This window comes from Mesorhizobium sp. M0029 (assembly GCF_040323735.1).
In the GTDB taxonomy this organism is placed as follows: Bacteria; Pseudomonadota; Alphaproteobacteria; order Rhizobiales; family Rhizobiaceae; genus Mesorhizobium.
Window position 1 is genome coordinate 1 of sequence record NZ_JAMYVF010000029.1, and the last position, 20,913, is coordinate 20,913.

The following is a 20,913-nucleotide window of genomic DNA, read 5'->3' on the forward strand; positions in this document are numbered from 1 at the left end:
GGCTCTACGACCGGCGCGATCTCGCCGAGGCCAAGGCCGATCTCGCCGCGTGGCTGTCCAAATGGTCCGCCCGCTACCCGCGGCTGACCACCTGGGCGGAAGACGCCATAGAACAGACGCTGACTTTCTTCCGGCTGCCGCGTCAGCATCACAAGCACCTCAAGTCCACCAACATGCTTGAACGGCTCAACGAGGAAATCCGCCGGCGCACCTATGTCGTGCGCATCTTCCCGAACGCCGAAAGCTGCCTGCGCCTGGTCAGGGCGCTGGCCGTCGAAACCAACGAAAACTGGATGGAGGCCAACCGCTATATCAACATGGATGATCTGCGCGAGCACAAGAAGCTCGCTCTGCGCCAAGCCGCATGACCAGCATCATGGCCGCCCCATTTTGCAGAACTTGACGCACACAACCCGAAGCCAATGCCGCTATCCGCGAGGCTGTCGAGCGGATCAACACCCACGTCATGCGCCGACTGGACAGTGCCGTCGCGACCTGTTTTTTTGGCGATACGTCCAGCAGGTGCTGCCGGCCGAGGAATACGAATCTCCCGAGTGGCGGCTGGCGTGAGTATCAACAGACTTAACGTCGAGTTCGAGCGCTATTTCTACTCCGTGCCGCACAGCCTCATCCGAGAGCAGGTGGATGTCCAGGCGACAAGCCGAACGATCGAGATCTTCTTCACCTAAACGCGTCGCGGCCCATCAGCGCCGCTATGGTGGGGCCCGTTTGGCATGTCGATGGTTGGATTGGTCAGCATTTGTTGATTATCTCCTTATGAAAGTAGCCTGGGCCGCGAAGAAGGGGCCTGAGAAGCTCGATGACGAACAACGCCGCGATCTCCTTGAAATCGTCGAGGATCGCTACGAGAAGCGTTCCACCATGCGTGTTTCGGTAATTCCCGGACACCCTTTTCGCTAAATCCCGGACAGTGATTTCAGTAATTCGCAGGACAGCGATTCCGCTAAATCCCAGACAGTTTTTTTCGAGAGCGGATTAAACGGTCGGTTCTCGGCTGCGCCGTTTGGCAATTTGGCCTCTCACGATGATGTTGAGAGGGGCCATGCCGAGACGGAAGCAAGCGAGACGAACGAGCGTGAGGGATATCCAAGCGATCTTGCGCCTGACCCATGAGCAGGGTCTTTCGGTGCGTGAGGTGTCGGAACGGCTCAAGATCAGTAAGACGACCGACCTATTTGCTGGGCGCGGGAGGCCGGGCTGTCATGCTGGCCGCTGCCGCCGGGCCATGATGACGCGGCGCTTGAGCGGCTACTGTTCGGCCGTGCCGGTCGTCCGCCGCAAGATCTGAGCGAACCGGAGTCTGCGCTGATCGCCCGGGAGTTGAAGCGCAAGGGGGTGATGCTGACGCTGTTGTGGCAGGAGTATCGCGCCGCCCATCCCGACGGCTACGGCTACACCTGGTTCTGCGAGCACTTCGCCGCTTTCGAGCGCCGGACGAGCGCGACATTCCGCAACCGGCATGCGGCGGGCGCAGTGATGCAGACGGACTATGCCGGGCAGACGGTGCCGGTGATCGATCCGGCGACCGGCGCCATTTACCCGGCGCAGATTTTTGTCGCGGTGCTGGGCGCCTCCAACCTGACCTTCGCCTTTGCCAGCTCCAGCCAAAAGCTGCCGGACTGGATCGAAGGCCAGGTGCGAGCGCTCGCCTTCTTCGGCGGTGTCACCAGAGCGATCGTGTGCGACAACCTGAAGGCCGGTGTCGTCAAGGCGCTGTGGTTCGAGCCGACGCTGAACGCGACCTTTGCCGCCATGGCCGAGCATTACGACACCACCATCCTGCCGGCCCGCAGCCGCAAGCCGCGCGACAAAGGCAAGGTCGAGGGCGCGGTGCTGATCGTCGAGCGTTGGATTCTGACACGGCTCAGGAATAGATCCTTCTTATCGATCGCCGAGCTCAACGCGGCGATCGCCGAACTGCTCGAGGAGCTGAACAACCGGCCGGTGCGCCATGTCGGCCAAAGCCGCCGCGAACTGTTCGAGGAGATCGAGCGGGCTGCCTTGAAGCCGCTGCCGGCGGCACCGTTAGAATACGCCGAGTGGAAGTCAGCGAAGGTCCATCCTGATTACCATGTCGAGGTCGACAAGACCTTCTACTCGGTGCCGCATCGGCTGATCGGGCGCACCGTCGAGGTGCGGCTTACTCATCGAGTGGTCGAGATCTTCCACGATCACCAGCGTGTCGCCAGCCATGTCCGCGCTCGCAGCGTTCCGGCCATGTCACCGTCAACGAACACATGCCCAAGGCGCACCAGCGCTACGCCAACACCACGCCGGCCAGTCTGATCAGCCGGGCGGCCAGGATCGGCCCGAACGCCGCCATCCTGGTCGAGCGCATGATGCACGACCGGCCACATCCGGAGCAGGGATACCGCTCGGCCATGGGCATTCTGTCGCTGGCGTCGCGCTATGGGCCGGAGCGTCTCGATGCCGCCTGCGAGCGGGGCTGCTGATCAACGCGATCGCCTACTCCTCTGTCACCGCATCCTCAAAGCCGGCCTGGACCGAGCCAGCTCCGCTGACCGGGAAAGCCGACAACCCAGCACGCCAACATCCGCGGCTCCACCTATTACCAGTGAAGGAAAGGAAGAAAGAATGCTGACGAACCCCACCCTCGACCAGATGCAGGCCCTCGGTCTGGCCGGCATGGCTGCCGCCTGGCGCGAACTGGCCGAACGGAACAACGCAACGAGCTTAGCCGTGATGAGTGGCTCGGCCTGATGCTCGACCGCGAGGTCGCCATACGGGCCGACATCCGGAACCGGCTCGCTCAGCCAGGTTGCGCTTTCCCGAAGCCTGCATCGAGGACATCGACTTTGCCGCGCCGCGCGGGCTCGACCGGCGCGGCACCATGGCGCTCGCCCAGGGTGAATGGCTGAAGGCGCATGAGAACCTGATCGTCACCGGCCAGACCGGAACCGGCAAGTCGTGGCTGGCCTGCGCCTTCGGCCGGCAAGCGGCACGGCTCGATCATTCCGTGCTCTATGTGCGCGTGCCGCGCCTGTTCGAGGATTTGGCGCTCGCCCGTCTCGATGGCCGCTTTCCACGCCTCATCGACAAACTCACCCGCGCACAACTGCTCATCCTCGATGACTTCGGAACCCACAGCCTCACCGATCAACAGCGCTTCCTCGAAGGAACGTTATCGCCGCAAATCCACCCTGATCACCGCCCAGGTCCGGTGGCCAGATGGCATGACCTGATCGCAGACCCCACCGTCGCCGACGCCATTCTCGACAGGATCGTGCACAACGCCCACCGAGTAGTGCTCCAGGGCGACAGCATGCGAAAGCAAAAGGCCGCGCCCCTCTTGACCGGCACCGCGACCATCGCCGTCGACCGCCTTGTCCATAGTGCCTATCGCATCGAACTTTCCGGCGAAAGCATGCCCATTCCCAGGCGCAACTCCCGCTTGACCGAAAAAAACGAGTTCGTCGACAAATATCGAAAGAGACCCAGAGGCGCTCTAAGCCGTCCGGTTTCCTCTCGGAATCGCTGTCCGGATTCATTGTAATACGCATGGTGCCGCGGCCGTCGGCGGTGCGCGCCCGGAAGCATTGGGCAAGACCGCTGTTCCTTTGGAATCAGAGAGACTGCCACGCCAATTGGATCATGTCGCGCCGGACGCCCACATTTGCGCGCGCCAGCCCTTTCTCGCGCCGGATCAGGTGCGTCGATCGCTGGCCAGCATCGACCGACGCACGGCAATTGGACGCCGTGACTACGCCATCCTCTGTCGCTGGCGCGATTAGGCCTGCGGTCAGGTGAGGTGGTGTCGCTGCCAACGCGGAGACCGCGCGATTAGGCTCGACCGGTGGCAAATTCCGCAACTCCCACCGCATTCAGTTGCTCAGAATATAACGCCTCTTCCTTGTAGCCGTGCGAAGTGGCAAGCAGGATGACCCGCGCATCACGGGGTACCGCGCCCTCCGCGAGTAGCCTTCGCAATCCGGAGACGGCAGCAACGCTCGAACGCTCCAGATACAAGCCTTCCCGCCCCAGAAGCGCCTGATCCGCGGCGACTTCAGCATCAGTCACGGCTACTGCCGAAGACCGCGTCATCTCCAACGCCTTCAAGGACTGATATGTTACCGTATCCCCGCTGATCGACACCATGCTAGTACTGCCAGGATAACTGCCGGTCATACCCTGCCCCGCAGTCGCACGCCCGATCCGTGGCAGAGGCTCAACGGCGTGAACTCTGGGCAATGACTGAATCAGCCTCGCCGCCTGGAGGTCGACATAGCCCTTTGCGATCCCCCAGATCAGATCACCACGCGATAACGGTACCACGATATCGGTCGGGGCGGCCTGACCAAGTTGCAGATATAGCTCGAACGCGATGGCCCGATAGCCGTCGACCCCGAAAGGATTGCTCCCGACGGGCGGGGTCAGGTAATTCGTCACAGGATACCATTCGCCCCGGCGCGCCATTTCCCGAACGAGCTTCCAACGATCGTCGGGATGCTCCGTCGCGATGATCCGTGCGCCGTGCATTTCAAGTGCACGCCGCCAGTTCGGCGTGATTTGCGGGGTTGTGACCACAACGCATTTGAGCCCAGCACGGGCCGCGTAGGCGGCCGTAGAGACCCCGGCATTGCCTGTAGAAGCAACCGCGACGGTGGGCGCCCCGATGTGGAGCGCCCTATGGACGATCATAGACGCCATGCGGTCTTTGTGGGAGCCAGCAGGGTTGACGAATTCGTTCTTCGTGTATAGCGTCCCGACACCCAGGGCATCAGCCAGTCGCTTCATGCTGGAAAGCGGCGTATTGCCCTCACCAAGCCCCGAAGCCATCGGATAGCTGAGCCAGTCCCTGATGCGTCCCGCTTCTAGCGAAGACGGAAGTTCTGCGAAATGCGGGGCGACACTTGAAGGAATACCTGCGTCATGACACGCCGGACATCCTTCGAAGTGATCGTCGATCGGATAGAGCGTGTCGCAACGGATGCATTGCATCCCGGCGACACGTGGGTTGAGTTCGACCGCCATAGGCTCAGGCCTTGGGGGAAGGTTCGATATCCTGTAGTAGTTCGAAGAGGCAGTCGCCACGTTTGGTTAGCGTCGGATAGCGCCGGGAGACTACCATGCCCGAACGAGCGAAAAAGACCTTCTCCGGCTCCCTGTGCGGCCAGTGAAGCCAATGGATAAGCCCGGCGAGCTGCCCCTCCGCTACATCCTCGCCAGGTTCGGCCAGCGGTTCAAAAAGCCCGTCGGTCTGAGCATAGACCATGAGCCCGGTGCTGGAGCTTTTCATGAGCCGCACACGTCCGGCGGCCTCGACTTCGCAGGACGGCAGAATGCCGATATGCTTCAGAAGCCGCATGGCACCGTTCACCGCAAGATCCGTGCCGACCGGGTTCAGCGTCGCACCGCCGCCAAGTTCTGCCGTGATTACGGGAACGCCGCTGTTTTCCGCAGCGGCCGGTAGAGTGGTATTGCCTCCCATGCCTGTGCCGTCGGTCAGATAGCCGATTGGAGCGCCGAGCACCTTGAGCAATTCGACCTGCTTCGCATGCTGCTCCGGAGTCTTGCCCGGGCGGATCAGACTGCAGGGCGTGTAAAGAAGCGAACGCCCTCCTGAATGCAGATCGACGATGAGATCGGCCATCGGCAGAAGAATGGACGTGATGTAGTGGGCGATCATGGAAGTCGCCGTTCCATGGGCCTGCCCCGGATAGAGGCGGTTGAGGTTGCCCTCGTCGATCGGCGAAACCCGACGCCCTGATTCGACCGCAGGGAAATTCAGACACGGAATGATGATGATCCGGCCGGCAACGTCTTCGGCCTCGAGGTTCCTTGCAAGACGCATAAGGCCGATCTGGCCTTCGTATTCGTCACCGTGAACGCCGGCGACAAGAACCGCGGTAGAACCGTTGCCGTTCCTGATGCAGATCAATGGGATAGGAACCCACCCATATGCCGAGGTATCGATCGAGATCGGAAGACGCAGGCAGTCCTCCTGCTTCCCGTCTTTTTCGTAATCGATCGGCGACCAAATACGGGTTAATTGAGTCATCTCTTACCCTACCTTCTCATGCTGGATATTGGCTGCCAGATCGCGCCTAGCGCAGGTGATCCCTTGCCACATACGTTGCTGTGCGGTTCATTTCGGCCCGATACCAAGAGCTACCGCGACGACATCCGTAGCTCAGGTCACGGCGTTCACTTGACAAACTCGGACAATTGAGCGCAGCGCGGCACGGAAGGGATATCAAACACGCACGCCAACTTGTCGAACGGGGATTCCGTAATGCCGTAGATTGTCATTCCCGCCCTATTTGTCGCAATGTAGTAAAGTCGGCGAAGCATGGGGTACCCGCTAGGAACACCAAAGACCTCGCCTGCCTTTCCTGAAGCCGGCACCGCGTCGATGATTATTCTTATGTTTGTAATATTGATATCGTGACGACTAAGCACGCTGGTCACGAAACCAGCGCCGAACTCATCGACAATGCCGCCATCGACATCTGACGACAGATAGGTGGCGTCGTACATAATGGGAGAATTATCCCCAGAGAAGACCATCTTGCGGACGCATAGCATCGCCACTTCCGGCGGCTCGAATGTCTGCATCGCTGATTCCGAAATCTTCTCTCGCGCGATCGATAGGAGCCGCAGGTTGGCATTCATAAGCCAAGACATCGAAGCATCTAGCTGGAGAAGAAAGCGCTTGTTGTCTTTTACGAAGGTCCCCTTCCCGGCAACAGTCGTCAGCATACCCAATGACTGCAGATCACGTAATGCCCGCTTTACCGTAATAGCGCTGACCCCGAATTCTTCGCTCAACATTGCCGTGGACGGGATGAGCGCACCCGGCTGATAGGTTCCGCCCTTTATCCGCTCCAGAAGTTCTTCCCGAACCGCCTCGTGAAGCGACGGCGCGCTTTGCAACAGAGAAATGCTCACAGAGATCCCTACCTTGTTCCGACTTGCTCGAACACCCTTCCAAACCGAACCATCGCCGGCACTCCGAGAAGACGTTTCAGATAGATGCTTCGAATTGATAGATGCTTCGAAAGAAGCGGTATACCTAGTATAGCTCCAGGTCAACTGGGTTGCGCAGTCTAGCACCCCTAATTCGTCCGATGGTGACATCCACAAAGCGCTTTTATCAGCTCATGTGCTATTCTCCTGACACGGACAAGCAGCGGCGCCGGAGGAGAGGGCCGCCGCCCATCCTTCATAAACGCTTCTTTCTTTGTAGCGTCCATGCGCCCGCTTTGAGCCTCTTAGGCGCGTTCGGCATGCTCGGCCGCTCCCGGTTGCGCAACTCCTGACGTTGTAGACTTACCTGAACGCCGCCCAGGCGACCTCGACCAAGCATGGCGCGTGCGGCGGAAGACCCGGGCTTGCTGATTCGGCCATATCTGGCGATGCCGAGCGGATTGCCGGACGCGGGAATTGAGCCGAAGTAATGCACCAGTTCTGCGGTTCGGCGAACCGGTGAACATCCCAATGGCCGCAACACCGGTAACCATCGCAAGCCGCCGGACTTGCGGGTGTAACCGCATCTCTGGCGAGGTTACCTCTGCCAGATTCTGAGCCAGCTGATATGTCTAATGAGAGCGGCCCGTTTGTCTTCGGGAACCACTTATCGCTCGATCCAGGCACAGCCGCGGTCGTTGAGCAGATCGGCATGCCGGCATGCCGGCACTTCGGCACGCAGTACGCTTCCAGGATGCACGTGCGACGCGCGCAACTAGACCGCTAAGCCGCCCGGCCTGCCCCGTCGGCAGCCTTCGGCAGAAAGCCGCTGGCGCATGCCAAAAATCCGAGATCTCCAGCGCGGATCAGATGGCGCCGTCATGATCATGCCGGGTACTAATGCAATATCTGCTCAAGGAACGTGCGGACGCGTCATTGGCGGGATTGCCAAAGAATTCCTTCGGCTCGCTCTGCTCGACGATTTTGGCTGCATCCATAAAAACCACGCGATCTGCGATATTGCGCGCAAAGCCTGATCCGATACCCTTGTTTGGACCGCCGGAAGGTGGAGTTTCAATTCGACCATGGTCAGTTCAGCGGCCTGACTTGGCCCAACGGGCCCAGTCCACCTCGAACCGAACTGTGCACTCTCAGGCCGCGCTCCAAACCTCAACAACGCGCATTCAGCCCTTGGTCCAGGACATTGGCCGGCCGACTGGCTCGCCCAGGCGCTGCGGGACATAGGTGCGTTACACGATACCCGATCCCGAAGATTTCACACGCCTAAGTGAGACTGACGACTGGATGGAGGCGATTCCGGGAATCTTGGTCAGTGTCCCGGTCAGAAACGTCTCATACTCTTTCAACCCGGACGTCAAAACCCGAAGGAGGTAGTCGTTGTCGCCCGTCATCAGCCAACAGTCGACAACTTCACGATGCTTCTTGATCTCGGTCTCGAAAGCGACGAGTGCGGAATCGATCTGGCGCTCCAGCTTCACAGACATGAAAATCGCGACCGGCAGGCCCAGCTTTTCCTCGTCGAGTGTCACAGAGTAGCCCGTGATGATCCTCTCGGATTCCAATCGGCGCAGGCGCCGTAGGCATGGGGATGGGCTGAGGCCTACCTTTTCGCTCAGCTCTTGGTTCGTCAGTCGAGCATTGGCCTGCAATTCACGCAGGATCTTGCAGTCCATCGAATCCAGTTTGGCAGACTTCATCGGCGTTATGGCCTATTTGTGGTAGATTCGGTCGAAGTTTTCCAGAATCGAGAAGAAAATAGCAAGGAACTTGCGGCAAATGAGCGGTAAATTGCCAAGAAACACACCGCAGCGAGAGAACCCGTGAAATGGTCAAGGCAACCTGTGACCTCGAAATGCTCCGCCGACTGGAGAGGAAAACTCTCTGGCTCGCCTGCTGGATAATTGACCAGGCGAACCGGCGCGAAAAGGTGGATGGCGTCAAGGTTGGCGGCCATCAGGCATCGTCAGCCTCGATGGTCTCGCTGATGACTGCACTTTATTTCGACGTACTGGAGCCGCAGGACCGTGTCGCAGTCAAGCCTCACGCCTCGCCGGTCTTCCATGCGATTCAGTATCTGATGGGCAATCAGACGCTCGAAAAGCTGCAGAACTTTCGCGGCTATCAGGGCGCCCAGTCATACCCTAGCCGCACGAAGGATGTGGACGATGTCGATTTCTCGACCGGCTCCGTTGGGCTCGGTGTTGGGATTACGCCGTTTGCGTCGTTGATCCAGGACTACATAGCCGCAAAGGGCTGGAGCCCCACCGGTATTAAACCTGGCCGGATGATCGCGCTGGTCGGCGACGCCGAACTCGACGAAGGCAATGTATACGAGGCGCTGCAGGAAGGCTGGAAAAACGACCTGCGCAATTGCTGGTGGATTGTCGACTATAACCGCCAGAGTCTGGATGGCGTTGTGCGCGAGGGTCTCTGCGATCGAATAGAGACGGTGTTCAGGGCATTCGGCTGGGATGTCGTGACGCTCAAATACGGCGCATTGCAGCGTGCTGCCTTTAAAGAGCTTGGCGGCGAAGCGCTCAAGCAATGGATCGACGCCTGCTCGAACCAGCTTTATTCGGCGCTGTTGTTCCAGGGCGGCGCCGCCTGGCGCAGGCGCCTGCTCGATGATCTTGGCGACCAGGGCAACGTGAGTGCGCTCATGGATCGGCGCTCCGACGATGAGCTGTCGGAGCTGATGAATAATCTTGGTGGGCACTGCCTCGAGACCCTGACGGACACCTTCAATCGCGTCGACCACGACCGTCCGACCGTCTTCATCGCCTATACTGTAAAGGGTTACGGTACGCCGCTCGCCGGCCACAAGGACAACCATTCTGGGCTCATGACCTCTGCACAGATGCAGGCCTTTCAGGAGCAGATGAAGGTCCGGGCGGATCGCGAATGGGAGTGCTTTGAGGGGCTGGATGGATCTGCGGAAGAGATCCAGGCCTTCCTCGGCTCCGTGCCGTTCTTCGCAAAGGGCCGCCGACGACACCGCGCCAAGCGCATCGAGGTGCCGCAGACCATTGCCGCCAGCCCAGCCGCAGTGCGCGAAGAAATTTCGACCCAGGCCGCCTTCGGCCGTATTCTCGACGCGATCGGCAAATCCAGCAGCGAACTCGCCGCCCGCATCGTTACGACCTCACCGGACGTGACAGTTTCAACCAATCTCGGACCGTGGGTCAACCGCCGCCAGCTCTTCGCGCGTCGGGAACTTATCGATCTCTTCCGCGACCAGCGCATCCCGAGCGCGCAGAAGTGGGATTTCTCGCCCAAAGGGCAGCACATCGAGCTCGGAATCGCCGAAATGAACCTGTTCCTGCTGTTGGGCGCGGCCGGACTTTCCCATTCTCTATTTTGTGAACGGCTGCTGCCGATCGGTACGCTCTATGATCCATTCCTGTCGCGCGGCCTCGACGCGTTGAACTACGCATGCTACCAAGACGCACGCTTCATCGTAGTGGGTACACCATCCGGCATCTCACTTTCGAGTGAGGGCGGGGCGCATCAGTCGATCGCTCAGCCGCTAATCGGTATCAGCCAGGACGGGCTGGCGAGCTTTGAGCCGGCCTTCGCCGACGAACTCGCCATTATCATAGCCTGGGCCTTCGATTACATGCAGCGCGACGGAGAGGGCGATCCAGACGAGCGCACATGGCTGCGCGACGAGACGGGCGGCTCGGTCTACCTTCGCCTCAGCACCCGCCAGATCGAGCAACCTGGCCGTAAGCCGAACGAACATTTCGCACAGGAGGCGATTGATGGGGCGACTTGGCTAAAAGAACCTGGGCCTAATGCCGATCTCATTATCGCCTATCAGGGGACGGTCGCGACCGAAGCCATTGCAGCTGCGGGCATGCTAGCCGACCGGCGGCGCGATATCGGTGTCCTGTCCATCACGTCGGCCGATCGTCTGAACGCCGGTTGGCAAGCTGCCCAGCGCGAACGTGCCCTCGGCAATTTGCGTGCACTGAGCCATGCTGAGCGCCTCCTTGGCAAATTGCCGCGCCATTGCAGGATTGTCACCGTCATCGACGGTCACCCGGCGGCTCTCTCTTGGCTGGGTGGGGTGATGGGCCACAAAACGGTCAGCCTTGGGGTCGAGCATTTCGGGCAGACTGGCACGGTAAAAGATCTTTATCGGCACTACGGGATCGATGCGGCGTCCATCGCCGCGACTGCAGCGAGCCTCACAAGCGGGAGGTCAGAAAATTCGTGAAGGCCGGCTGCGGGTCGGGTGTTGAAATGGCGGTTAACAGTGATGCGCGCGGAGATCGTGCATATCTCTCTTAATCTGATCGAGACCGCCGAACTTGATGGCTACGCCGGTTGTGGTCACGCCGATCAATTGACCATCGAAGTTTGCCAGCCCCCATCCGCAGCAGGAACCGAGAAGGCTAAATAGGCATGAGGTTCGAGTGTAAGAAGCCTGGTTCCAGAAGCTGTCAGATATCTCGTCACTGGCCACGACACAATGTTGAAGGAAGTGCGGATTCCGAACGAAGCCGGCCGCCTGTGCCGTCCGGCGGGGCTTCTGGTCGAGAGACATATTCGCCCGGGGTCAGTCCCTCGGGCATGAGGCCCCTCGTCATCAACGAGGAATGGCTGATGCCCGCCAAGAGAGAACTGACCAGAGACAAATCCGACAGATGTTGCGTGACGGTGTCAGCGCCGCCGGCAGACCGGGCGCACGCACGGGGCGCGCAGTACGAGCCAGGATAATCTGCACGGGCGGCAAAGGCCGGCTTGAGCTGGCCTCTGTCTGCCAAGCTGACCCACGCAGTCTTGGAGCAGCGCCATGCCAGCAACAAGCCGGGCTGCGCCGACGCACCGAACCGAACTGGGCCACGCTGGCTTGCGAGCTGAAACGACCCGGCGTCAATCTAATGGTGCTATGGAGGAATATCGCGAATTTCGCACTGGTGACTACGGCGACAGCCGTTATGTCACGGCCAAATCTACGTTGCGGGTGCAGGGGTGAGCCAGGGATCTCAGCGATTTTCCTGGTTGGGAAGGTGATGGTTGTTCCCTACAAGGCTTTCAGGAAAGGATCCGTCCAGTCGACCTGGGCACACAGGTTTGCCAATCGGCGCTTTGAGCTAGTCTGCTGCTTCCTTCCGCTGGAACTGTTCTCGCCGACGCAAGCAGAGGCGAAGCGCCGGCCAGACGAACCGGCCGAAACGGCGACATAGCTGCTATCGTTTAGACCACTGTGCCGGCACAAGGATGCCGGTATCCTGCAGACGCCGCACCTCGTCCTCAAGGATGTGGTCTCCGCATAGGTGCTTGACGATAATGAGTCCGTTTGGGCGTGTCACGCTACCGAGTTTGCGCAACGCGTCCGGTCGGACATGCCCGAGCGTGAAGACGCCGCAGCAGACCGCGATGTCATAGCTGGCGCTTGAGTGGGTGGAGAGCGGCCCGTCCCTTTTCGGCCATCTCCTCGGAGAGGTCGATCCCATAGATCAACCGGAAGCCGAGGCGTTCCAGTTCCACGCCGATGAGGCCTGTTTCCGCAGCCAGCGTCCAGGATTGCGACTGGCCAAATAAGGTGTCTGCACGGCGCCCACCAGTTCCGCCACGATCGTCGGCCCGCAGTACCCGTCGCGGCCGACATCCAGCTCGTGGGAACCGGCCCATTCGCGATAGAAGTTGGCCACGCGACCGGCACCCCGTCGGGGGCATGGGATTCCTTGATGCGCTCTCGTGCGGCTCCAGTGCAGTCTGCCGATCGAGGATGTTCATGACAGTTCCTTCATATTGGGAGCAGACGGTCATCGGCGGCGCGGCGGTCGGCACCTGCTGCCGCGCTGGCAACGAGGGCTTCAAAGCTCGTGCCAATTGGCAGACAGGCGAAGAAAACAGTTTTGGTGACAGTTTTCAGCTATTTGGGGCAAAATATGAGATTGGCTAAACAAACCTGTGTCGCGTACCCGACAAAGCTCTGACGGAATGGCGGCCGGGTTACTTCAAGCCGCTGGACGTCGACGTTGCCCGTATCCATCCGGCGGGTCGCGCCTTGTTCGTGCCGCTATGAGCGGAGCGCTCTCGGCCCTGCGCACCGACAGGCGCTGCTCGGCGCTCATACCGCGAGACGCGGCACGTGAAGGTGGCGCTCTCGGCGATGCCGGTGAAGAACGACCGAAAGGATGCACGCGGGATCGCCCAACTGCTGCGGATGGGATGGTGCCGCCCGGTTCATGCCAAATCGGTGACTTGCAGGGATAGCCGAGCCCTTCTTGTTGTGACGCAACCTTCTGCAAGGCAAGCTTCTCAACGTTGAACTGAGCATCCGCGGGACCTTGCGCGGCTATGGGCTGAAGGTCAGAGAAGTCAGTCGTGGAAGGTTGAGGCGCGCATCCGGGATCGGACAGCAGGGCACGTCACTTTGGAGACGGTGGTTGGTGCGATGCTGGCGGCGCGGACGCGTGGTGGTGCGAGTTCACCAAGCTCCATCGCGAGATGCTGAAGATCGCGCGCGCTGCCGAGGTTTGCCACAGATTGATGAGCATACCTCGGATCGGGTCCTTGGTTGCGCTCACCTATCGCTCGGCGGTAGACGACCCGATGCGTTTGGAAAATCCAGTACGGTCGGAGACTACTTCGGGCTTACGCTCAAAATATTAATCCGGTGAGACCGATCGGGACGGTGGTGTCAGCAAGGAAAAGCCGATTGAATTGCACGACCAATTGTGCGGATGACATTACGGTCGAGGCTCATAGCCAGATGCGTCTTGCCCGTGCCCGAGGACCGAGGAACAGCACTGAGTCGGGCGATGTAGACCACATGTTCGCCTGATGAAGGGCGACCCATCTCACAATATGCGGGGTTATCGAGGTTTCCGCTGGATACCCCGCGTCGAGCCTCATGCATAGGAGACACCAGCCGAAGAAAGACGGCGTCATCTGGGTGTATGGCACCAATGATGACGACGGAATCTTGGCCTTCACCGATGAAGGCATCGAGGACGTCAAACTCCTCCTCGAAGAACATCATCGCGTCTCCCCATCGAAAGCTTGACCCCAGCACCGCAGTGCTCATGGCCGCCGGATACGCACGTCTGCGGTCTTAACCGGTCTTCACCGGATGATACCACAGGTTTCGATTTCGTCGGTTGTATAGACCCTTCGGGCCTGGCGGCAAAACCTCGATCTGGGTGACGAGCGTTCCACTCTGGACTTGCAGATTTTTGCTATTCACCAAGGGTCGGAAATGGTGTGATCGACCAATCGATTAAATCTACGGCACGCTGAAGTATCGCCTCGGTCCGAGCCCGGCTGGGTGAAGCGGCGATGACATATCCGAGATGGTCTCGGTAATCGCCTTTCCTGACGATCGGCGTCTTGGGTTGAACATAGAATTTGACCTCGGCGACACCTGCTACGGCAGCTGCCCGATTGTCGCCACCGATCCAATCGAGGATGCCATCGCGATCCGGACGCAGGATCCGCGCTGCCGCAGTCTGCGAATGCCTTTTGCGCAAATTACATTTATCGCCGGTGGCAAGCTTGATGTGCTCGGTAATGAGATCGACACCGAAAGCCAATTGAACCAGCTGAGGTCCGGGCGTGCCACCCAGACGCGGATTGACCTCAATAACGACTGGGCCACGCTTTGTCCACCGAAGTTCAATGCTCGTGGGCCCCCAGCCAAGGCCGAGAGCTCGCAAACAGCTCAGCGAAACGTTGGCGATACCCGTACGCTCGTAATCAGTCAGCACGGCCGGATAGGTGAACTCATGATATACGAAATACGGTGGAGGCCCGAAGTCAGCGGCGCCAATCCCCAAAACCTCGTTTTCCATTGTGTTAGCGTAGTAAAGGGGGCCTTCTGCGAATTCTTCGACCAGGATTCTCGGCGAAGATCGCCATATGTACTGCCCGCCGAACAGATAAGCCGTATGCTCGGCCAACTCATCGGCGTCGCGGCACAATCGGACGCCGCAGCTGCCCGCGCCCACGGCTGGCTTAAGAACCACCGGCAGGCCGATCTCCGCGGCCGCGCTCTTTACGTCCGCCGCATTCACTGCCGAGCGATAAGCAGGTATCGGAACGTCGGCCTCCGCGAGGAGCTGACGCTGAGTGAATTTGTCGCAGCACCGTTTTATGGATGTGGGGTTCGGGCCCGGTAGATCGAAATGACGGCAGAGCTTGCCAATGGTCGCATAGAACGCCTCCAGCGGTGATGTAATTCCAGCAATGTCGTAAATGTCCCCTAGACAGGAACATTCACGGATCAGCGCATCGAGATTGTTGGTATCGACACGGATGGCCTCGTACTTTGCCGCGGCAAGATACTCGTACCGAGCTGGATCAGCCGACAGGGTAATTGGATGTAGACCGAGGCCCTGGGCCGCTTGGATGTAGAGGAGACCATTACCCGTTGGGTCGCCTTCGACCAAAATGAGCGCTCTTCTTGCCATGGCTTTAACTCCCACGTGTGTGCGGCGGTCCAAGTCTGTCCTCTTTGGCTGTGCCTGATCTCGGACTTGCTTAAAACGTACCATCGTGAGCGGCCTTCGGTTATAAAGACTTGTAAAACTTATTTGAATAGACACGCTTCGCAGCCCCAAAGTTCGGGCGTTGGGCTCACTTCTCGCCGCTGCCTTCGCAGGGGTCAAATCCTCACTTCGCTTAACAATCTGCTGGATCCACCGTCGAGCGCTTCGAACGAAAAGATCGCCCACCCCAAGGCAGGCGCCAACCACCTGGGTGCCGTCGCCGATAGCGGCGACGCTGCACGCCACCCTGACCTCGCCGCCGGCGCCTTCGTGGCCGATCAGCGCAATGTCGTCCTGGTCGGCGGAACATGGCACCGGTAAGTCGCATCTGGCGATCGCCATTGCCCGGCCTCTCATCCGCAACGGCGCACGCGGGCGCTTCTTCAACGTCGTCGACCTCGTCAACAGGCTCGAACGGCGCGCCGTTGCGCAATCCGCCCGGCTCGCGGGGCAGCACCGGCACGTAGTGCCAGGGATCGCAGATGACCTCGTTGCGACCGAACCAGCGGGCATGCTCGCCCATGACTACGCCGTCCTGGCGGATAATGATCCGGTCTCGACCGGCCAGCCGACCGCACTCGACAGCACCGAATATTTGTTGTTGTGGAAGCGCACCGTGCACGTCTTAGACACCGACGCGGGAATGCAATGGAAGCCGTCTAAGCGACCGGCATAGGGAATGAAGCTGGCGCGCTCTTCTTCGAATTCGTCCCAGACCGTGCGCTCGCCCTGTTCAGGATGCCGATGCGCCTTGGCATAGGCAACGCATTTGTCGGCCAGCCAGCTGTTGAGATCCTCCAGTGTCTTGAAGCGCAGCCTCGGTGTGAAGAAGCGCTCGCGCACCAGCCCAACCTGGTTCTCGACTTGGCCCTTCTCCCAGGCGGCCGCCGGTGTGCAGGCCTCCGGCTCGACAAGGTAGGCCCGCACATCTGCGCAAAGCGGTGGTTCTCGCGGCGATCCTGCCGATGAAGATCGCGTCCATCGCCGTCTTCATGTTGTCGTAGATGCCGCGCGTGCAGGCGCTGCGGAAGAAGCCGAACGACCGGTCATGGGCGTCGAACACCATCTCCTGCGTTTCGCGCGGATAGGCCCGGACGAAGGAGATACGGCTGTGGTAAAGCCGCGATGTGCGCCACCTTCACCTTTTCCGTCACGCCGTCGAGCAGAACGATCTCGTGGCTCCAGTCGAACTGGTAGGCCTCGCCCGGCGCAAAGCTCAACGGAATGTAGGCTTCGGCCGCGGCGCTGCCGCGATCCGTCTCTCAACTTTGAGCATGCCGCCACGCCGAACTGTAGCTGCCGTCATAGCCGAGGCCGCGAAGCTCCTCGAATATGCGGATCAGTGTCAGCCGCTCCCACTAAGACTTGGCCGAATTCGCAGATGGCAGCCGATCCAACTCGTCACGCCATGCGCCTATCCGGGGACAAGGCTGATGCTTGCACTCGTAGCGGGACTCTGTCTCCTCGGAACGCAAAACCTTGCGCACCACCTTCCGGCAGATCTTGAGCTCCCGGCAGATCGCCTTGATCGACTTTCCCTGCACCAGCGACAGCCGGCGTATCTTGCAATCGTCTCCACAACCAACATCCAAAACACAATTGCCTCCGACCAAACCGGAGGCATCTTGATGACCCATCGTTGAGGGGGCCATTTGTTTGGACGAAATCACCCCTCAAACAGGGTCCTCATTCCATGAAAAATCACAAGCTTTCGGCGTTGGGGAAGATGCGCACGACATAGGTGCGCCTCGGATTTCCTCGTTAAGCCGTTCCATCATATTGGTAACCGGTATGATCCTGACGGTGCTGTGCGATCATCCGGGACAGGGGCACCGGGAGCACGCCAAGTGCGGGCAGGCCGATGAGCTGCGAGCTCGCGTTAGTAGCTGGCGCCCCCGCGATCTGCCCGGTTGCGCCGAGAGCGCGGATCCGTAGGTGTCGCGTCGCCCGCCGGCTCCCGACTGTTTGACGAGGAGCCGATGATTGCAATGGACATCCCCCGCACCTTTGCGGAGCTGGGAAGACGGCCGGCTGCGCCATCCCGGACGGGTCGACCTGACCCGCTCGGGACTGGAAGGGTTCGGCCGCAGTTTGCGAAGAGCGGTTGTCGACGAGGCCACGGGCAACGCCATAGCGGTGGTGCGGGTTCTGTCGCCCTATGTCGGCCGGGTGATTATCGCCAACCCGATGCAGGTGAAGGCGATCGCCCATGCCAAGATAAGACCGACAAGATCGATGCCCGCGTTCTAGCGCAGTTCCATGCCAGCGGCTTTCTGCCGGAGGTCTGGGTACCTGACGAGCGGACCGAGCGGCTTCGCCGCCTCGCGCGGCGCAACCAGGCGCTGGGCGAGCGGGGTGTCGATCGCCGCGGTTCGGCTTACGCCTACAACGTGAAGGAGTTGCGAAACAGCGAGAAAGCCGCGGCCGAGAACGCCGAACGTGCCTACGAGCTGATGGTTCGGCATTGGCGATCACGAGGGCCGAAGCGGCGCACGGACGCCACAAGCGAGGAAGGCTCCCGTCCAGGCGTTTGTTGATTGCCGAGATCGACGAGGCCGAGAATGCATGGCCACACAGCTCTTCGGTGATCGCTTTGACATTCCGGGTCGACACGACCTGCACATACATCTCCGCGAGCGTCACCAAGGCCTTCCGAACGCTGGCAGCGTTCGAACAGCTCAGTGGAGAAGCGGCCGGCCCGGTCCTGCGGAACCTGCAGCTCGAGCTTGCCGACGCGCATGACAAGGGTGCGGCCATAATAACCGCCTCGATGTAGCTGACGGTGGCGGCTCCGAGCTCCATGTGTGCAGCGATGCACGCCGCGCCGGATTTTCCGTTAGGTTGGCGAAGGAGGGCTCGACCTCATTGATCCATGAGGCTGCGGTCGGCGGAAGTGGACGTACCAAGTCCAAGGCGAGTGGCCCCACCGCCTCGGCCATTAAACCAACCAGTGCGTCGCATTGCGCTGCGTCGCTCTCAACACTTTCGGCCGCCAAAATGTACGATCTGCGCGCGTTGCCCAGCCCTTGCGCGGTGCGCTGGCCCCGGTCCAGACCTTCAAGCTGGCGCCGGTCTTGCGCACTCAATTCACTCAGTACGGCCGTCCGCAACGGGGATGTTGTGAATGGAGGATTGAACGAAGCGGCTACCGCTGCGTGAGGGGGGATGTAGCGCAATGAGCCTCCTGTCCGGGAAGATCATGGATGCTGCATTCTACCTCTAAGAGATGAGATCACCGAGTGGCCGAGATGGCCCTCTTGCCACCATTTATCTTCTCGCCACGGCGGCCGGCTATCTGCCGATCGCGACGAACAAAGTTTGTTCGTCATCCAGTCCGCTGGATTTGCTGCCGCAGCCGAATGCCGTCACGCCGAAGCCTGTTGCGCCAGAACATTGCGTCTCAGGCCTTCTGCATGTTTGGCGACCTCAGCCGCGAAAATTAGTCAATAGCGATCTGAGTAGGACCCCGCTTCGCCCAACGTTCATCACAGGATCGAGGCTATGCGCGACTGAAAACCTGCTAGCCCAGGCACGGCGATGAGGCGCCCGCGGTGATCCGTCGTGAGGGCAGGTGGGGTTTGCAGGTTACGAGCGGCGGGTTCGTTTCGGGGCGTCTGCCCTCCATCGTTATGTCGCGAGTTGAGGGATGCGATCGGGGACAATGCGCAGGATGCGCTGGTCGGAGCACGATGTCGGCAGATGCAGACGGATTGCGATTTCATCTCGACCACCCCCGCAGCGATTTTGATGAGGCGCAATCGCAGCGTATTGGGCGCCGGCAAAGCTCGAGCGCCTGCAAGCCCCGCATGAGCCAGTAGGCACCGGCATGCAGGAACAGATGGGGTATTCGGGTTGTGCCTCGTCTTTTAGCGGTGATGCCATGAAGGTGCTGCGCTTCCGGTCGTCCGTGGCCACGCTTTTCTGGCGGGGCGAAGCGAGTGATGCGTGTCCAAATCCGGACAGCGGCAGAAAACATGTCGCGTTCGATACAGGGCCATCTCGGCATTTGGAGGCTTTTTCTTGCGATTCGTGCGCTTACTGCCCGCAGAGCGCGTTGGCACGGGCTTTGCGAATTGAGATTCAGCAACACTGAGTGAAGGCTGACGGCACGCAGCTGCGCAAGACGAGCGACGCTCTGTTGAACCCTCGTGCCCCGTCTCAAAGGGGAACAAGCTTGCGCATAAGGTCACGCAGTCTTTGGCAACAGCTTTGGAGTGCAAAATGATGCTGCGGATGGGGTCACCGGCTCCTTCGATCAAAGTGGAGGACTGGCTGCGTGGGGAACCCCTTGCGAACTTCGAGCCCGGCAAAGTCTATATCATCGAATTTTGGGCAACTTGGTGCGAACTGTGTGCAGCGGAGATGCTCGATCTCATGCGGCTAACGGAGAAATACAGGGACAGCGGACTTGAGGTGGTCGCAGTCGCGGCTAATGAAGACGCTCCATGGGCCGTTGATGCTCGCACCAAGTTAAACGCTTGGTTGACCGAAAAAGTGCTCGCATCTGAACTATCGGATCGCGTTCGATCATACAGGTCAAATGAACAAGCTTTGGATGAAACCCAGCTTTCCCGCCGGGATACCGACTTCGTTCGTGGTCGACCGAGATGGCGACATTGCCTTTATTGGTCATCCGAGCCAGCTCGATGAGGTTTTGCCGAAAGTGCTCAACGGCGGCTGGTGCACCAGCAACAAAGCGAAAGCCGCCGATCAGCAGCGGACCGCCACAAGCGAACCCATGGCGCGCGAAAAAGCGTTGAAGGAGCCGATCGATGACAGATTCTGGGCGGCGGTAGAGAATCATGATTGGAAGACGGCGCTCTGGGCAATCGAAGAGGGCATCGCCTTGATGCCCGACGACATCAATTTTCGGTTGGCTCATGCGCATCTGTTGCTTCACAAAATTCATGACATGTGGACTGGCTTGCCCGTGATGCGCCAATTGGTTCGCGACGCGATCGACAAAAACTCCGAGGAGTGGATGGTGTCGGCGCTAAACCAACTTTTCCATCCGGCCTCGCGCCCTCCCCCTGCTGAGCGCTTCGCGATGGGCAAGGAGCTGTCCAAACACATCCTGGCGCTGAATCCCCCGCAAGGCGACAGCCCTAAGTTCGAGTCCTATCCCGCAGTCGCCCGATACTATCACGAGAACGGAAACAATGATCGCGCGATCAAGTTGGTCGAACTGGCATTGACGTCGCTGGATGGTCCGGAGCCTATCCCGGCCGAATTGAAAGAGCAGCATCTACAATGTTTGCTGCAGGCCCTCGCCAAGTACAGGGGTGGGAAGGTTTGTTACGGCGCTCTCGGGGCGGCTCCGCAAAACAATCTCACGAAGGTCCCAAAGCGCGGTCGGCCGAGGAGAAAAAATAGACTCGCTAGGCAATTCGTCCATTTCCCGGCGTGACCGCAGCAGGAGGGTCAATGCGGCACTTCGTCGATC

The 20,913-nt window shown here is 60.0% G+C and carries 19 protein-coding genes and 5 pseudogenes; 14 read left to right on the top strand and 10 right to left on the bottom strand.

The window, feature by feature from the left end; translation table 11 throughout:
* The 6 genes and pseudogenes from NKJ76_RS29625 to NKJ76_RS29650 all read left to right on the top strand — a co-directional run.
* On the top strand, positions 1-368 hold a 368-nt coding region (locus NKJ76_RS29625), incomplete at its 5' end, for a transposase (RefSeq protein ID WP_352539018.1).
* Positions 369-566: 198 nt separating this feature from the next.
* Entirely contained in the window at positions 567-689 is a 123-nt protein-coding gene (locus tag NKJ76_RS29630; RefSeq protein WP_352539019.1) for a Mu transposase domain-containing protein, read from the top strand.
* Positions 690-804: 115 nt separating this feature from the next.
* A pseudogene (locus tag NKJ76_RS29635) lies at positions 805-903 on the top strand (AAA family ATPase); the annotation flags it as partial.
* Positions 904-1,063: 160 nt separating this feature from the next.
* Positions 1,064-2,600, top strand: a pseudogene (gene istA, locus NKJ76_RS29640) (IS21 family transposase).
* A 16-nt stretch (positions 2,601-2,616) separates the two neighbouring features.
* Positions 2,617-2,742, top strand: a complete 126-nt coding sequence (locus tag NKJ76_RS29645) for a hypothetical protein (RefSeq protein WP_352539020.1) — start codon at positions 2,617-2,619, stop codon at positions 2,740-2,742.
* On the top strand, positions 2,729-3,535 hold the full coding sequence (locus NKJ76_RS29650; RefSeq protein ID WP_352539021.1) for an ATP-binding protein: 807 nt from the start codon (positions 2,729-2,731) through the stop codon (positions 3,533-3,535). Before NKJ76_RS29645 ends, NKJ76_RS29650 begins: the two co-directional genes overlap by 14 nt.
* Before the next feature lie 287 nt (positions 3,536-3,822).
* Here NKJ76_RS29650 and NKJ76_RS29655 read toward each other — a convergent pair whose 3' ends face one another.
* The 3 genes from NKJ76_RS29655 to NKJ76_RS29665 form a co-directional block, all read right to left on the bottom strand.
* Positions 3,823-5,013, bottom strand: coding sequence for a threonine synthase (locus NKJ76_RS29655; protein ID WP_352539022.1), 1,191 nt, complete (start codon positions 5,011-5,013; stop codon positions 3,823-3,825).
* Between the two features lie 4 nt (positions 5,014-5,017).
* Complete coding sequence (locus tag NKJ76_RS29660) at positions 5,018-6,040, bottom strand: succinylglutamate desuccinylase/aspartoacylase family protein (RefSeq protein ID WP_352539023.1); 1,023 nt, start codon at positions 6,038-6,040, stop codon at positions 5,018-5,020.
* 146 nt (positions 6,041-6,186) lie between these two features.
* Positions 6,187-6,930 (bottom strand): GntR family transcriptional regulator, encoded by a 744-nt coding sequence (locus NKJ76_RS29665; RefSeq protein WP_352539024.1) that lies wholly within the window; start codon positions 6,928-6,930, stop codon positions 6,187-6,189.
* A gap of 854 nt (positions 6,931-7,784) precedes the next feature.
* Here NKJ76_RS29665 and NKJ76_RS29670 point away from each other — a divergent pair.
* Complete coding sequence (locus NKJ76_RS29670; RefSeq protein WP_352539025.1) at positions 7,785-7,985, top strand: hypothetical protein; 201 nt, start codon at positions 7,785-7,787, stop codon at positions 7,983-7,985.
* A gap of 213 nt (positions 7,986-8,198) precedes the next feature.
* On the opposite strand, the gene NKJ76_RS29675 is transcribed toward NKJ76_RS29670, so the two are convergent.
* Positions 8,199-8,666, bottom strand: coding sequence for an Lrp/AsnC family transcriptional regulator (locus tag NKJ76_RS29675; RefSeq protein WP_352539026.1), 468 nt, complete (start codon positions 8,664-8,666; stop codon positions 8,199-8,201).
* Positions 8,667-8,794: 128 nt separating this feature from the next.
* On the opposite strand from NKJ76_RS29675, the gene NKJ76_RS29680 reads away from it, so the two are divergent.
* Both NKJ76_RS29680 and NKJ76_RS29685 read left to right on the top strand, forming a co-directional pair.
* Positions 8,795-11,188: a thiamine pyrophosphate-binding protein gene (locus NKJ76_RS29680; protein ID WP_352539027.1), complete on the top strand. Its 2,394-nt coding sequence runs from the start codon at positions 8,795-8,797 to the stop codon at positions 11,186-11,188.
* Positions 11,189-11,230: 42 nt separating this feature from the next.
* The gene (locus NKJ76_RS29685; RefSeq protein WP_352539028.1) at positions 11,231-11,374 is read left to right on the top strand and encodes a hypothetical protein; all 144 of its coding nucleotides are present in this window, start codon (positions 11,231-11,233) and stop codon (positions 11,372-11,374) included.
* Positions 11,375-12,434: 1,060 nt separating this feature from the next.
* Here the strand turns inward: NKJ76_RS29685 and NKJ76_RS29690 are convergent.
* Positions 12,435-12,629, bottom strand: coding sequence for a hypothetical protein (locus NKJ76_RS29690; RefSeq protein ID WP_352539029.1), 195 nt, complete (start codon positions 12,627-12,629; stop codon positions 12,435-12,437).
* Between the two features lie 83 nt (positions 12,630-12,712).
* Between NKJ76_RS29690 and NKJ76_RS29695 the strand changes: the two genes are divergently transcribed.
* Positions 12,713-12,883, top strand: coding sequence for a hypothetical protein (locus NKJ76_RS29695; RefSeq protein WP_352539030.1), 171 nt, complete (start codon positions 12,713-12,715; stop codon positions 12,881-12,883).
* A gap of 741 nt (positions 12,884-13,624) precedes the next feature.
* On the opposite strand, the gene NKJ76_RS29700 is transcribed toward NKJ76_RS29695, so the two are convergent.
* A complete protein-coding gene (locus NKJ76_RS29700; RefSeq protein ID WP_352539031.1) occupies positions 13,625-13,966 on the bottom strand; it encodes a hypothetical protein in 342 nt (113 codons plus the stop codon).
* 196 nt (positions 13,967-14,162) lie between these two features.
* Positions 14,163-15,392, bottom strand: coding sequence for an ATP-grasp domain-containing protein (locus NKJ76_RS29705; RefSeq protein ID WP_352539044.1), 1,230 nt, complete (start codon positions 15,390-15,392; stop codon positions 14,163-14,165).
* A gap of 327 nt (positions 15,393-15,719) precedes the next feature.
* Between NKJ76_RS29705 and NKJ76_RS32495 the strand changes: the two are divergent.
* Positions 15,720-15,987: pseudogene (locus NKJ76_RS32495) on the top strand (ATP-binding protein); the annotation flags it as partial.
* A gap of 8 nt (positions 15,988-15,995) precedes the next feature.
* Here NKJ76_RS32495 and NKJ76_RS32500 read toward each other — a convergent pair.
* Together NKJ76_RS32500 and NKJ76_RS32505 are read right to left on the bottom strand one after the other, a co-directional pair.
* Complete coding sequence (locus NKJ76_RS32500) at positions 15,996-16,397, bottom strand: hypothetical protein (RefSeq protein ID WP_502902369.1); 402 nt, start codon at positions 16,395-16,397, stop codon at positions 15,996-15,998.
* A gap of 780 nt (positions 16,398-17,177) precedes the next feature.
* Positions 17,178-17,254: pseudogene (locus NKJ76_RS32505) on the bottom strand (transposase); the annotation flags it as partial.
* Positions 17,255-17,453: 199 nt separating this feature from the next.
* Between NKJ76_RS32505 and NKJ76_RS29720 the strand changes: the two are divergent.
* Positions 17,454-17,720: a hypothetical protein gene (locus tag NKJ76_RS29720; protein ID WP_352539047.1), complete on the top strand. Its 267-nt coding sequence runs from the start codon at positions 17,454-17,456 to the stop codon at positions 17,718-17,720.
* A gap of 261 nt (positions 17,721-17,981) precedes the next feature.
* On the opposite strand, the pseudogene NKJ76_RS29725 reads toward NKJ76_RS29720, so the two are convergent.
* Positions 17,982-18,240: pseudogene (locus tag NKJ76_RS29725) on the bottom strand (transposase); the annotation flags it as partial.
* A 1,463-nt stretch (positions 18,241-19,703) separates the two neighbouring features.
* Here NKJ76_RS29725 and NKJ76_RS29730 point away from each other — a divergent pair.
* The gene (locus tag NKJ76_RS29730) at positions 19,704-20,120 is read left to right on the top strand and encodes a TlpA disulfide reductase family protein (RefSeq protein ID WP_352539045.1); all 417 of its coding nucleotides are present in this window, start codon (positions 19,704-19,706) and stop codon (positions 20,118-20,120) included.
* Positions 20,011-20,877 carry a TlpA family protein disulfide reductase gene (locus NKJ76_RS29735; RefSeq protein ID WP_352539048.1) on the top strand — a complete coding sequence of 289 codons (867 nt, stop codon included), beginning with the start codon at positions 20,011-20,013 and terminating at the stop codon, positions 20,875-20,877. The genes NKJ76_RS29730 and NKJ76_RS29735 overlap by 110 nt, the downstream gene beginning before the upstream one ends.
* Positions 20,878-20,913 lie beyond the last annotated feature (36 nt).